Consider the following 14,209-nt stretch of genomic DNA (forward strand, 5'->3'; position numbering starts at 1 on the left):
TTGGCAATGATGTTACTTGAGAACAATCATAACCGTTATTGATCAACAATGGGTTTTTCGCTCAATTCACATTTTGCTACCAGCTACGCCCCTTTATTGTGACGAATGTCTCTTATTGGATCTATGTGAGATGAGATTTTAGTGCCTATTTGCACGAGAAATCATGAAAATTGCACTGCGAAGTAAAACTTAATGTGATCGAGTATGCATATTCATCAATTGTGTACTTTTCTCGACACCTATCTTTAATAAACCAGATATAGGCTAAATTGGTTGACGGTGTGATCTCAATCACCCGAGCTGTGATGTTAGGAAAACTTAATGAGACCTAGATCACTGAGCTACTGGTTGTACGCCCTCTACGCCCTTTGTCCTCCTCCTAAAATGGCTAGGAGTAGGAGGATGTTTTGCCAATCATGTCGATGCACGATATGGCACAGATGGATTGAAACCAATAAGTGAGATTTCTCTTATGAAACCTACGCAACAGAAAAATTTTGATAAAGCAGTGTTCCAAGCTGATGTGAAAAAACACCTTTCAGCGACTTACGCTAAAACTGTAGAAACAGCGACTGCGCGTGAGTGGTACCTAGCAATGGGTAAAGCACTAGCAGAGCTAACCACCTTTGATTTGCTTCAGACTGAGCAGGATCCAAAGATCAAAAACGCGAAAAGCGTAAACTACTTGTCATTAGAGTTCCTTATTGGTCGTCTGACCGGTAACAACCTGATCAGCATGGGTCTTTACGAGCAGATCACAGTAGCAATGGAAGAGTTAGGCCAGAACCTGACTGACCTTCTTGAAGAAGAGCGTGACCCATCACTAGGTAACGGTGGTCTTGGTCGTCTTGCTGCATGTTTTATGGATTCATGTGCTGCGCAAGAGTACCCAACAGTGGGTTACGGTCTTCACTATGAATACGGCTTGTTCAAGCAATCATTTAAAGATGGACGTCAGCAAGAAGCACCAGATGCATGGCGTGGTGTTGAAGGCTACCCATGGGAAGTGGCTCGTCCTGAACTGGCACAAGAAATCGGTTTTTATGGTCACGTTGAAGTGAGCCACGAAAACGGCAAAGAAGTACGTAAATGGGTACCAGGTATGGCAGTAAAAGCGATGCCTTGGGATCTGCCAATTGTTGGTTACGAGTCTGACACAGTATACCCTCTACGACTTTGGGAATGTCAGGCTATTGCGCCTTTCTCACTAGCAAGCTTCAACAACGGTGACTATTTCGAAGCTCAGCACGCGCTGATCGACGCTGGTAACATCACTAAAGTTCTATACCCGAATGACAACCACGAGAAAGGTAAGACACTGCGTCTAATGCAGCAATACTTCCACTCGGCAGCGTCAGTTCGCGATATTCTACGTCGTCACGAGCAAGCAGGTTTTGCATTGGCGGATCTGCCTAAGCAAGAGACTATCCAGCTAAACGATACTCACCCAACAATCGCTATCCCAGAATTGATGCGCATTCTTCTTGATGAGAAAGGCTTATCTTGGGATAAAGCGTGGGAAATCAGCTCGAAGACTTTTGCTTACACCAACCACACACTTCTTCCAGAAGCATTGGAAACTTGGCCTGAATCTCTGATCCAGCGTCTGCTTCCACGCCACATGGAAATCATTTTTGAAATCAACCACCGCTTCCTACAAGAAGTTCGTGCAATGTGGCCTGGTGATGGTGAGAAACAAGCTAAGCTATCTATCATTCAAGAAGGCTTCAACCGTATGGTTCGCATGGCTAACCTATGTGTGATTGGTTCATACGCAGTAAACGGTGTTGCCGCTCTGCACTCAGAATTGGTTAAGAAAGATCTTTTCCCTGAGTTCCACGAAATGTACCCAACTCGTCTACATAACGTGACAAACGGTATTACTCCACGTCGTTGGTTGAAGTTCTGTAACCCGGGCCTGTCTCAACTTATCACGGATAAGATTGGCAGCGAGTGGCCGGCGAAACTGGAACAGCTAGAAGGTATTGCTCAGTACGCTACTGACGCAAAATTCCAGAAAGCGTTCATGGCTGTTAAGAAACAGAACAAAGAGCGTTTGGCGAAGTGGGTGAAAGACAACATGGGCATCGAGCTTGATACCAATGCGATCTTTGACGTACAAATCAAGCGTCTACATGAGTACAAGCGTCAGCATCTAGACTTGCTACACATCTTGTCTCTGTACCACCGCATCATTAACGAACCTGGTTTCGAATGCACGCCACGTGTTGCTTTCTTCGCTGCTAAAGCGGCACCGGGCTACCACTTAGCGAAAGAAATCATCTTTGCTATCAACAAGATTGCGGACAAGATCAATAACGATCCACGCATTGGCGATAAACTGAAAGTTGTCTTCATTCCTGACTACCGTGTCAGTATGGCTGAAATCATTATTCCTGCGGCGGATGTATCTCAGCAAATTTCTCTAGCGGGTAAAGAAGCATCGGGTACGGGTAACATGAAGATGGCGCTGAACGGTGCATTGACTATCGGTACTATGGATGGCGCTAACGTTGAGATTCGTGAAGAGGTGGGTGATGAGAACATCTATATCTTCGGTCTTGAAGTTGACCAAGTCGTTGCGACTAAAGCAGCGGGTTACAACCCTTACGACTACTACCACGCAGATCCTTTGCTAAAAGCGTCACTAGACCTGCTAGTGGGCGAAGAGTTCACACCTGGTCAACCTGGCCTGCTAAGAGCAACGTACGACAGCCTGCTTGATGGTGGTGACCCATACTTATGTTTAGCGGACTTTGCATCATATGTTCAGGCGCACGAGGCGATGGGTGCACAGTACAAAGACCAAGCTGGCTGGGCGAAGAAAGCCATCTTGAATACGGCCTTGATGGGTAAATTCACCTCAGACCGTTCGATTCGAGACTACGTCAATAACATTTGGAAATTAGAAGCGGTATCGCGCTAATTGAACCAGACAAAGCCAAGGCCTAGCGCCTTGGCTCTACTCTTTATAACGATTTAATAACCCTACATTTTGAAGGTATAAGCAGTCCTTCGGAGAGAGCGATGAAACAAGATAACGCATTAAAACAAGTCGCTGAAATGGCGAGAATTGCCGACAGCTACGTAAGCGCGTGGGGAGATGAAGCAAAAGTTGCTGATGAAACAATTCGTCGACTACTCGCGTCTTTAGGCTATGACACAACCAATGATGAAACTCTTCTAAAATCAGCGGAGAAAAAGCACAAGCAAGAGGTGCTCGCTTCTGTTCAGGTAGTCCGTGATGGAGAGCCAATTGAAGTGGTGCTCAATCTTGGTGCGAGTGCTCGCGAAAGTGAGTTCAGCTGGCGTCTCGATACAGAGCAAGGAGAGGTACTTGAAGGCTATCTTCAATCGCAAATCGTTCGTGATGAGCGCAAAGAGGGTGGCCCTTTAGTGTTTGCATTACCAAGTGATATTGCTTGGGGTTATCACAAACTGACGATTTCTCGTAAACGTCGTAAAGCGCCTTATGAAATGACGCTAATTGTGACGCCAAAAGCATGTTACAAGCAGGATGCTATCGTCGATGGTAAGAAAATGTGGGGCCCAAGTGTCCAGCTTTATACGCTACGCACTCAGCATAACTGGGGTATTGGTGATTTCGGGGATCTGAAACAGTTAGTAGCAGATATCGCTTCCCGCGGTGGTGATTTTGTTGGTCTTAACCCTATTCATTCACTGTTCCCTGCCAACCCAGAAGGTGCGAGCCCGTACAGCCCGTCTTCACGTCGCTGGCTGAACATCATGTACATTGATGTAAGTTCGGTTCCTGAGTTCTCACTTAGCATCGAAGCTCAGCAAAAAGTGGGCAGCGCTGAATTCCAGCAACGTCTACAAAAAGCGCGTGAGTCACATTGGGTTAACTACAGTGAAGTGTCTAACCTCAAAATGAGCGTATTGCCAACGCTGTTTGCTGAGTTCAAAAAACGTCATCTGGATAAAAACAGTGAACGTGCACAAGCATTCCTCGACTTTGTTGAAGAGGGCGGCGAAAGCCTGGTTCATCAGGCAGCATTTGATGCGCTGCATGCGGAACTGCATGCGAAAGATTCAAACATCTGGGGCTGGCCAGTATTCCCGGAAGAGTTGCGTAAGTTTGAAAACCGCGCGGTTCAGGATTTTATCGAGCAAAACAAAGATCAAGTACATCTTTACATGTACCTGCAATGGGTGGCTGATATCCAAATTAAAGAGGCGCAGGCTCTAGCAGAAGAGAAAGGCATGTCTGTTGGCTTGTACCGTGACCTTGCCGTCGGTGTTGCGGATTCTGGTTCAGAAACCTGGGCAGATGAAGGCAACCTAGTCATGGATGCAAGCATTGGTGCTCCACCAGATATTCTTGGTCCTTTGGGTCAGAACTGGGGTCTACCACCGCTTAACCCACAAGTGCTTCAAGCAACGGGTTACGATGCATACATCAAGCTACTGCGTGCGAACATGAAGCATTGTGGTGCATTGCGTATTGACCATGTACTGGGTTTACTGCGTTTGTGGTGGATCCCGAAAGGTGAAAACGCGACTCAAGGTGCGTACATTTACTACCCTGTGGAAGACATGCTCGCAATCTTGGCTCTAGAGTCTCATCGCCATCAATGCAGTGTGATTGGTGAAGACTTAGGTACTGTGCCTGATGAGATTGTTGATATTCTGCGTGACGCAGGTGTTCACTCATACAAGGTGTTCTTCTTCGAAACTTCAGAAGATGACGGTGGTTTTATCTCTCCAGCACACTACGCTGAACAGTCTATGTCTGCTCTGTGTACTCACGATATGCCGACTCTACGTGGTTTCTGGCACTGTGATGACCTGAAGATGGGCCAAGAGTTAGGCCTTTACCCAGATGCCAAGCAACTAGAAGGTCTGTTTGCGAGTCGTCTAGAGTGCAAGCAAGGTATCCTAGATTCCGTTGCATGGCACGGTTACTTGCCTGAGGGGGTTGGTCGTGATGCTCAGTATGTTCCGATGGACTCATACTTAGCTGAAGCTCTGCAACTTCACGTTGCTGCTGGCTCTTCAACATTATTGAGTGTTCAGCTGGAAGACTGGCTGGAAATGGACAAACCGGTAAACATTCCGGGCACAGTGGATGAGTACCCTAACTGGCGTCGTAAACTGTCGATGAACCTTGATGAAGTCTTTGCTCAGGAAGGGGTGAATCGTATTGCTCACAAGCTAAGCGAAGTTCGCGCGAAAGTGAGTAAATAAGGCGGAGTTACAAGGTATACATGGAAAATTTCTCGGTCAGGTCACTCTATGTAAATCTTGAATTCGTTACACTGTTATAACGCTAATTAAGCCCGCTACCTGGCGGGCTTTTTGGGTCATAGAACCCCTTTATATTTCAGCCAAACTCATTCGAATTAAGAAAGTTAGGTTAGGGAGAGAATAACTTGAAAACAACAACGTTAGATAAGGCGACAAAGATATATAACCAACTTTCACATGCGACGTTTTCTGACCCGTTTTCCTTTATCGGTCCATTTCTTGGCGAGCAAGGTGCGTTACGTGTTTGGATGCCGGGTGCAGATAAAGTTGAGTTAGTTATTGATGATCAACGTATCGAACTTGAACGTGAGGACGCTTCGGGCTTTATCCTCAAACAAAACAAAGATCTACGCTTTAGCCACTATCTATTAGCCGTTGATTGGAATGGAACCGAACAACTGATTGACGACCCATATCAATACCACACGATTTACGCAGAGTATGACGATCTGCATACACCAAAAGAGATGTACAAGCACATGGGTGCTCAATTCATCACTTTGGAACGAGATGGTAAACAGATCTCCGGTATCCGCTTTCTGGTTTATGCACCGCATGCGTCAGCGTGTAGCTTAGTCGGTGAGTTCAACCAATGGGATGGTCGTCGCACGCCAATGCAGCGTCTCGATTATGGTATCTGGGGTATCTTCATTCCAAACCTTGCTGAAGGCACACAGTACAAGTTCGAATTAAAAGGTCCTAATGGTGAAGGCTTACCGCATAAAGCGGACCCTTGGGGCGCATACTCTGAGCAATATCCATCGTTTGCTTCTGTGGCTTATGATCACAACCGTTATCAGTGGAATGATAAAACATGGCAAGAGCGTGAAGTGACGGAAAAACGCAAGCAGGCATTGTCGTTTTATGAATTACACGCTGGCTCCTGGCGCCGTAATGCTGATGGTGATTTCCTTAACTACCGCGAACTGGCTGAACAGTTGATTCCTTATCTGGTCGATATGGGCTACACCCATGTTGAACTGATGCCGGTTTCTGAGCACCCATTCTATGGTTCTTGGGGCTATCAGCCGGTTGGCCTGTTTGCGCCAACCAGCCGTTATGGTTCGCCAGACGACTTCAAATACTTTGTTGATCAATGCCATCAGTCGGGTCTTGGCGTGGTGCTTGATTGGGTTCCTGCGCACTTCCCATCGGATGACCATGGCTTGGCGAACTTTGATGGCACGCCACTGTTCCATGATCCTGATCCTCGTCGCGGTTGGCATCAAGATTGGAACTCGTACATCTACGACCTCGGTCGTGAACATGTGCGTCGTTTCTTGGTCTCCAACGCCTTGTACTGGTTTGAGCAATTTCATATTGATGGTATTCGTGTCGATGCAGTGGCGTCGATGCTCTATCTCGACTACTCGCGCAGTCACGATCAATGGATTCCAAATATCGATGGTGGCAACGAAAACTACGATGCGATCGCAACCCTTAAGTGGATGAACGAAGAAGTTTATAAACATTTCCCGAATGCCATGACCATTGCTGAAGAATCGACCGCTTTCCCTGGTGTTTCTGCGCCAACCTTTATGGGCGGCTTGGGCTTTGGCTTTAAGTGGAATATGGGCTGGATGCATGACTCGTTATCATACATTCAGGAGGATCCAGTTCATCGCAAATACCATCACGATACCATCACTTTCCCATTAGTTTACGCTCATAGTGAAAATTACGTTCTGTCTCTGTCACATGATGAAGTGGTTTACGGTAAAGGCTCTATTCACAACAAGATGCCGGGGGATGAGTGGCAGCAAACGGCAAACTTGCGCGCTTACCTCGGCTACATGTATGCACAACCTGGTAAGAAGCTCAACTTTATGGGCGCTGAGATTGGTCAGACTGCGGAATGGAATCATGATGATCAGCTACAGTGGTTCTTACTTGAATTTGAACGTCACCAAGGTGTGCAGAGCCTAACCAGAGATCTTAATAAGCTTTACGCAAGTGAAAGAGCGATGCACGAACTCGATTGTGAACCTCGCGGTTTTGAGTGGCGTCTACAAGATGCGGCAGAAGCCTCGATTTTGGCTCATGAACGTTTGAGTGACAACGGTGAGAGAATTTTGGTGATCACCAACTTCACACCTGTTCCTCACGACAATTTCAGGCTAGGCGTACCTTTGGCAGGCGAATATGAATTGCTGCTCAATACGGACAGCGCTAAATACTATGGTAGCGATTATTCAGTTGCACAACAGGTAACGAGCGAGGCGGTAGAAAGTGAAGGATTGGCACAATCTATTTCACTGCGTCTGCCTCCACTAGCGACCGTATTCTATAAGTTTAAATAGCTAAATAATAAGTAACACAAGGGTCAGCTTCCATCGCTGACCCTTTTTATTGGCTCAGATCCGGCTTAGAATTGTCTTGATAGTTGGGCAATTGCTGTTTGAGCCCTTCAAAGGTGCTGCGAGCGCTCTCTTTAGCCAATTTGTTGATTAGCCAGTTAGGCAGAGCACCGCCAGGATTAGCAAATGCGGTGTACTCTATTAACGTCATTCCGTTGGTTAGCTTTTGCAGTGTCCAAGTCGCTTTCACTGCGGTAATACGGATGTAACCATCTTGTTCGGGCAAACTTGCGGGAGGGGCATCTTTGATATTTAGCGTAAAGCCTATCTCATTCACGGAGTATTTTGAGTAGGTCACCATATCGCGATCTTTGGCAGGCCAGGGAGCGGAAAACTGAGTGTAGACAATGTTTTCGTTTGGTGAGATTTGCCTTACAACGCGGCTGTGACTGACGTTATCAATCCAGTTGGGCACATTCTCCGTGTCTTCTAACAGGGTGACAAAAGCCCCATAACTGGTTGGCGCAAACATACGTGCGCGAATTTCTACCAGTCCATCACTATGATGGCGGGAGAAGATGGTGATTCCGTCTTTGTCACCTTCAAATTGCCAATGGGTTGATGCTTGGCAATAACCGATACCTGATAGTATCAACAGGGCATAAATGAGGCTTTTCCTTAAGCTTGTCATAACCTTACTCAACGATTAATTTCTGATTTAATTCAAGCATACTTACAGTACAGAGCAAAGTCTCCCTATTAGGAAAGGAGACAATTGGCACTGGCAGTTTGGTCACTAATCATTTAGCTTGTTACCTTTCACTTCTAGACAGTAAAGAGAGCATGATGATTACCACCGACAATTTGATACTGACACCTGTATGTGAAGCGGATCTCGATATCTATTCAGCGATTCTAGGTTGTAATGAGCTGACTAAATACCTGCCGAAAGGTGAGGCCTATACTGCTGAAGAAATAAAGCTACATGTTCGTAACCGCGTGCGACACTGGCAGCATGGTTTTGGCTCTTACGCGATAAGATTAACCAGCGATCCTGAAACTAAAATTGGTTACGTTGGTGTTGAGCAGTGTCAAGACCCTGCGTATAGCGATATCCGTTATGCTCTGCTGCCTGATTATCAGGGCAAAGGCTATGTATTTGAAGCGGCTCAGGCCGTGATCAGAGAAACCTTTAAAGCCAATAAACACGATAAGATCTATGGCGTTGCCCTTGCAGCCAATTTTGCCTCGCTGGCGATACTGAAAAAGCTCGGTATGACCCAAGAAGTCAATACACGACTCTACGGTGAGGTTGAAGGGCTAGAAACTTTCGCCCTCGATAAGTCCGCGTGATCAAGGCCAGTCGCTATGGTTAGTGCTGCACGCGACCGCGCAGGGATTTCGTTTGTGATTTAATTCCCTTACTCTTGAGCCTGCGCTCTTTAGATGCTCTGGTTGGCTTGGTTTCGCGGCGTTTTTTCTGCACCACCATCGCAGAACGGATAAGCTCCGCTAAGCGATTGAGCGCATCCTCTTTGTTCTGCTCTTGGGTTCGAAATTGCTGCGCCTTGATGGTGATAACTCCCTCTTTAGATAGACGGGAATCCTTGAGGGCGAGTAGACGCTCTTTGTAGATAGCTGGCAGGGTAGAATGCTTCACGTCGAACTGAAGATGAATCGCAGAGGACACTTTATTCACGTTCTGACCGCCTGAACCTTGCGCTCGTATAGCGGTCAGTTGGATCTCCCAGGATTGAAGGGTAACGGTATTAGAAATCTTCAGCATTAGCGGTCTACTACAAAAACGGACACCGACCTATTGTAGCTTTACTGAAACTCTTCGCCATGGTTTTCGAGTTTTTTGTGGCCACACTCCTGACAGACTACATAGCGATCAATCAATTCTAGAGAAGCCAGCGCACCACCGACGGCAGCACCACTAACAAATCCAGAAAGAAAGGCCTTAAATTGTTCCTTTTTGCTTTTACCGTACTTCGACGGTTTCTGCTTTATCAGTTCTTTGTGCTCGGTCTCTTTGGCACATTTTTCACACCATTGGATAGTCATATTATCACCTTATCACTGTCTTGCTGCTAACTGACGAAAATGCCAACGATTGCCAGTCTAATGTGAGTGAGTTCATATGTCATCATTGATAAATGGTAATTTATGATTGTAGTGCCGAGTCGCTAGCGGCAGCGATGGTAGACAACTTATGTGGCAATATTTGTTTGGATTCCGAACTGGGTAAGGGGACCACGTTTACAGTCACCCTACCTGTTAGCTCATGAGTGAGAAAATGAGCATTATAGCCTTAGCCAAGGTAGTGGAGAGTGATAACTGCGCTAGATTTAGAAGGGAACTTGTAACGGTTAGGTGACAGTATGCAAATGAATCCGGTTGGTTGGTTTGAAATCTATGTGAATGATATGCCGCGAGCGAAAGCTTTTTATGAAGCAGTACTTGAAACCTCATTGGAGCATCTCGAAGATGTCGCCAATATGGGGGTCGAGATGTGGCTGTTTCCCTCTGATATGGAGCAGTATGGAGCATCTGGTGCGTTGGCGAAAATGGAAGGCGTCGCCGCGGGTGGCAACAGTACTATGGTCTATTTCTCATGTCAGGATTGTGCGGTCGAGGAATCTCGTGTTGAACAAGCGGGTGGCAAGGTAATGAATAGCAAATTTTCCATCGGCCCGCATGGATACATTGCCATAGTGGCTGACACGGAAGGCAATATGATTGGTCTTCACTCAATGAGCTAAAAAAACGCCCCCGATGTGAGTCGGGGGCGTTAATTTTAGTTGATAGTTGCCGCGGTTTGATGGCCCATAGCAATGAGCGTATCGAGGATCTTTTCACCATCGGCACGCAGCCCGTTGTGCTCGTACTCGTTGGTAATCCACGCTTGTGAATTTGGAATCTTTGCCAAGGTTTCACGACTAATGTCCATTTCGACGAACATATCATCAGCGTATACCGCGCAGCTCACAGGTACTTTGTTATTGGCAAGCACATCCGCATGGTACAAGGGGGCCCAATCCTGTTTTGCTGCCAGTTGTTCTGCTGCTTGTTTGAGTGGTTTCAGGCAGTGGTATTGGTCGAACATCCACGGAAACACCATCTCGCCGGTAAAGTAGAATGGTTTACCTTTCGCGTAGTTAAACTCATCACGAGTTTGGCGAATACGATGGGCACTCCAGTTTGAAGCAAAGCCCTGACAATAAATCGACTCATGTAAAATTGCGTAGATAGGGTTGGTCTGAAAACCTTGTTCCATCAACATGCTGTTTAGGAATTCATAACGTAGTTGTGGTTTTCCATTTACCTCAATCAGTGCATTTTCTAGCGCATAGTATGTTGGTAAAAAGGTATCACTCATGCCGAAATTGATACCAATCTGCTGAAATTGCTCAACCGTGAAACGCTGCCCGTTGGGCAGAAACTCATCGTTCTCAAGCAGATGGTCAGCAATCTGCTTACACAGTTGCTGCGCTTGCGGAAACTGTTTGAAGAAAGCTTGGTTCTTTTCCATCGTACGCTTGAACGTGGCCTGATACACCTCGTCAGGATGACGGTGAATAGATGGCACACCTCCAGTGATGTAGCTACGAGAAAGGCTTTCAGGGAACAGTGACAGGTAAGTAAGTGAACAAAAACCACCAAAGCTCTGACCGAGAATCGCCCACTGGTTAATACCAAACTGTTGACGAATAAATTCCGCGTCACGAACGATATTGTCTGCACGGAAATGACTTAGGTACTCAGCTTGCTGCTCTGCCGAGAACGAAGCCAAAGTTTGATGGGTGATCACTGAACTATTGCCAGTACCGCGTTGATCGAGGAGTAACACTCGGTACTCTTGTAGGGCACGTTTTACCCAGCCATTGTGACCATTCTGGCGTGGAGACGGGAAGCCCGGCCCTCCTTGAAAGTAAACCAGCCAAGGCTTAGTGCTGTCGCCATCGGCGACCAGTGATAGTTCACGAGCAAAGATTTCAATTGTCCCTTGTGCCTTGTCTGCGTAGTTTAAGGGGACTTGGAAATAGTGCGGAGTGTATTTAACACCAGCATCAATAAATGGGTGAGCTTTCATAATTATTATCAGGACTTCCGTGACTTAGAGATAGCGTATCTTATCCTGATGCGGAACAGATACCAATCGCCGTTTGGTGGAGTGAGGCATGTGTTCAGTGTCAGCTAGCCGCCAGTGTCTAGCTGTACTCATTCAAATTTTTCAAACAAGCTGTTCGCTTGTGCCCTCTGTATGAAAGGCATATCGCTCTCTACACTACACCTATCAAGTTATCGGGAGGCGATCATGGCGAATCGAGTAATCAAGCAAATCATCCGCACTCATGCGACATCTGATGGTGATGGTGTGAAAATCCAACGTGTCGCTGGGTTTAACAATACGCAATTTTCACCATTTTTGATGGTCGATGAGTTGAAATCGGATCAACGTAAAGACTATGTCGGTGGATTTCCTCCACACCCACACCGTGGCATTGAAACCCTAACCTATATGCTCAAAGGCCACTTTCAGCATCGTGATCATATGGGAAATGTTGGTGAACTTCGCAGTGGTGGTGCGCAATGGATGGCGGCGGGTCGTGGTGTTATCCATAGCGAGATGCCCATTATGGAAGAGGGCGATTTGCACGGTTTTCAAATTTGGATTAACCAGCCTGCCCAAGACAAAATGAAACCCGCGCAATATTTTGACTTCCAACCAGAAACCATCACTGAACATAGCGGTGATGAACTTGGATTGCTGCGGGTATTAGCTGGAACCTTAATTGCCAATGGTGAGACGTTAACGGGGCCGCTAGACAGAACAGGGGTCGAACTGAGTGTTTCTGATTGGCGTTCTGAGCAAGGACAGCAACTTTCAATTGAGGTGCCAGAACACTTTAACATGATGGTTCTTAGCTATCAGGGCTCTGTGGCTATTGATGGTCAGGTAGTCAATCAAGGTGAACTCGCTCTGTTGAGCAAGGGGGACAAGGTGTCTCTGACCAACCTCGCATCGGGTGGGGTACTGATCTTTTCTGGTCAACCGATCGATGAGCCTGTTGTTCATTATGGGCCTTTTGTCATGAACAGCATGGCTGAAATTGAGCAAACCATTCGTGATTACAACGCTGGTGTGTTTGAAACCTATTAACTGAACCTTTGTGACCGCCATTCGGTCACTGACGACAACCCCAGAGTAATTGGAGTCACGACCGGATCTCGAAGCTAATCAAGCATGAACAACGTTCTTTCTAATCTGCCAATTTCTCTCAATGCTTTAGCTAATCCATTCTGTTTGGGGTAACTAGCCAGCTTTTTCATCATCAGAGAAGCGGTGACTGTCCCTTGCCTAATTGATGTGGCTCGATACCTTTTGGTTTCAAACTTGTTGGAGAGATAATGGATTTAAGTCATTGATTAATAATCCCTTATCGCTCTTATATTGACTCAATATTTATCACCTTCATTAATGTTCAAAGATCTTCACTCCCCTTTCTTTAAGTCTTCTGGCAACGTAATCGTATAATGACCTAACATGTTGATGTGTTTGTATATTGGTGGGGATAGCTGAGAGATATCTTCTTCTACAATTTCTTCACTAATGGATTTCATCTGATTTAATGGGGCTACATGGATTCCCCCGGTTGTCAAACATCCGCTAAACTTCAAGTGATGGGTTTTGGACTGCCGCTCTACATTCGGTCTACTTTTCGATGATTCGCAACATCGTGCCCCTGATGACTTTGCGCGACTGCGGTGCCTTATTCGTTAGATGACATTTTAATGTCCGCCGCATTAACAGGCTCTCCGCACGTGGTCTTAACCTATCTCCATCCATTGCGTCTGCTATGACCCGGTGGGTTTACTCTTGTTACTCTGCTTGAGTTAATGGTTTCTTAAGCAGCGTAATTCTCATATTCCGTTTGGTTGTGTAACAGCGACCAGATAATTCGAGCATTCTTTGCTGCAAGAGCGACAATGGCTCGGTTCATCCCTCGTCGTTCCAACACGCCTCGACACCACTGGCTGAGCCTGTCTTGTTTATCCCCTAGATTAGCAATGACCGTTCTAGCTCCATGAACGAGCAAGGTGCGTAGGTACTTGTCTCCATGTTTGGTTATCATACCTAACCCCCTCTGGCAGGATAGTTGTCACTGTTAAAATTTAACCAGTGTAGGGCGGTAAGAGTGAATTGTGTCTCGTATTCCAACAGAAAGAAAAGAAGCCATATTGAAGAAGCTACTGCCTCCATACTCAGTGTCAGTGAGCGAACTTTCAAAAGAGGAAGGTATTAGCACCGCAACCCTGTATCATTGGCGACAGCAACTCAGACGTTCAGGAGCCGCAGTGCCAAACAGCAACACTTCATCAGAGCAGTGGTCTGCTCAAACTAAACTCGCCATCGTCGCCGAGACTTACTCGATGACCGAGAATGAACTCAGCCAATATTGTCGTGAAAAAGGTCTGTTTCCAGAGCAAGTTCAACGCTGGCGCAGCGAATGCATGCAAGGCTTCATGTCGAGTAAAGAGCGGGAAGCGGAAGCAAAGAAACAGGCCAAAGCGGATAAGCTTGAAATCAAAGAACTTAGGAAGGAGTTACGCCACAAAGAAAAGGCGCTCGCTGAAAC

At 46.4% G+C, this 14,209-nt stretch carries 11 protein-coding genes and 2 pseudogenes; 7 read left to right on the plus strand and 6 right to left on the minus strand.

Annotated elements, in window-relative coordinates:
- The first annotated feature begins 472 nt into the window (after positions 1–472).
- From DA100_RS05370 to glgB, 3 genes are all read left to right on the plus strand, one after another.
- Entirely contained in the window at positions 473–2,926 is a 2,454-nt protein-coding gene (locus DA100_RS05370; protein WP_138971252.1) for a glycogen/starch/alpha-glucan phosphorylase, read from the plus strand.
- 101 nt (positions 2,927–3,027) lie between these two features.
- Positions 3,028–5,208, plus strand: a complete 2,181-nt coding sequence (gene malQ / locus DA100_RS05375) for a 4-alpha-glucanotransferase (RefSeq protein WP_138971253.1) — start codon at positions 3,028–3,030, stop codon at positions 5,206–5,208.
- A gap of 185 nt (positions 5,209–5,393) precedes the next feature.
- Positions 5,394–7,568 carry a 1,4-alpha-glucan branching protein GlgB gene (gene glgB, locus DA100_RS05380; protein WP_138971254.1) on the plus strand — a complete coding sequence of 725 codons (2,175 nt, stop codon included), beginning with the start codon at positions 5,394–5,396 and terminating at the stop codon, positions 7,566–7,568.
- Positions 7,569–7,614: 46 nt separating this feature from the next.
- On the opposite strand, the gene DA100_RS05385 is transcribed toward glgB, so the two are convergent.
- Complete coding sequence (locus DA100_RS05385; protein WP_138971255.1) at positions 7,615–8,256, minus strand: START domain-containing protein; 642 nt, start codon at positions 8,254–8,256, stop codon at positions 7,615–7,617.
- A 152-nt stretch (positions 8,257–8,408) separates the two neighbouring features.
- Between DA100_RS05385 and DA100_RS05390 the strand changes: the two genes are divergently transcribed.
- On the plus strand, positions 8,409–8,918 hold the full coding sequence (locus tag DA100_RS05390; RefSeq protein ID WP_331427919.1) for a GNAT family N-acetyltransferase: 510 nt from the start codon (positions 8,409–8,411) through the stop codon (positions 8,916–8,918).
- A gap of 19 nt (positions 8,919–8,937) precedes the next feature.
- Here the strand turns inward: DA100_RS05390 and arfB are convergent, their stop codons facing one another.
- Entirely contained in the window at positions 8,938–9,351 is a 414-nt protein-coding gene (gene arfB, locus DA100_RS05395) for an alternative ribosome rescue aminoacyl-tRNA hydrolase ArfB (RefSeq protein ID WP_138971256.1), read from the minus strand.
- Positions 9,352–9,392: 41 nt separating this feature from the next.
- A complete protein-coding gene (locus tag DA100_RS05400; protein ID WP_138971257.1) occupies positions 9,393–9,632 on the minus strand; it encodes a hypothetical protein in 240 nt (79 codons plus the stop codon).
- Between the two features lie 317 nt (positions 9,633–9,949).
- On the opposite strand from DA100_RS05400, the gene DA100_RS05405 reads away from it, so the two are divergent.
- Positions 9,950–10,330 (plus strand): VOC family protein, encoded by a 381-nt coding sequence (locus tag DA100_RS05405; protein WP_138971258.1) that lies wholly within the window; start codon positions 9,950–9,952, stop codon positions 10,328–10,330.
- 35 nt (positions 10,331–10,365) lie between these two features.
- Here DA100_RS05405 and DA100_RS05410 read toward each other — a convergent pair whose 3' ends face one another.
- Positions 10,366–11,661 carry an alpha/beta fold hydrolase gene (locus tag DA100_RS05410; RefSeq protein WP_138971259.1) on the minus strand — a complete coding sequence of 432 codons (1,296 nt, stop codon included), beginning with the start codon at positions 11,659–11,661 and terminating at the stop codon, positions 10,366–10,368.
- Positions 11,662–11,886: 225 nt separating this feature from the next.
- Here DA100_RS05410 and DA100_RS05415 point away from each other — a divergent pair, with 225 nt between their 5' ends.
- Positions 11,887–12,732: a pirin family protein gene (locus DA100_RS05415; protein WP_138971260.1), complete on the plus strand. Its 846-nt coding sequence runs from the start codon at positions 11,887–11,889 to the stop codon at positions 12,730–12,732.
- A gap of 77 nt (positions 12,733–12,809) precedes the next feature.
- On the opposite strand, the pseudogene DA100_RS05420 reads toward DA100_RS05415, so the two are convergent.
- Positions 12,810–12,944, minus strand: a pseudogene (locus tag DA100_RS05420) (Tn3 family transposase); the annotation flags it as partial.
- 533 nt (positions 12,945–13,477) lie between these two features.
- Positions 13,478–13,711: pseudogene (locus tag DA100_RS05425) on the minus strand (IS110 family transposase); the annotation flags it as partial.
- 64 nt (positions 13,712–13,775) lie between these two features.
- On the opposite strand from DA100_RS05425, the gene DA100_RS05430 reads away from it, so the two are divergent.
- On the plus strand, positions 13,776–14,209 hold a 434-nt coding region (locus DA100_RS05430), incomplete at its 3' end, for a transposase (protein ID WP_138971261.1).

Origin of the sequence: Vibrio sp. Hep-1b-8 (assembly GCF_006124995.1) — a bacterium.
GTDB lineage: Bacteria > Pseudomonadota > Gammaproteobacteria > Enterobacterales > Vibrionaceae > Vibrio.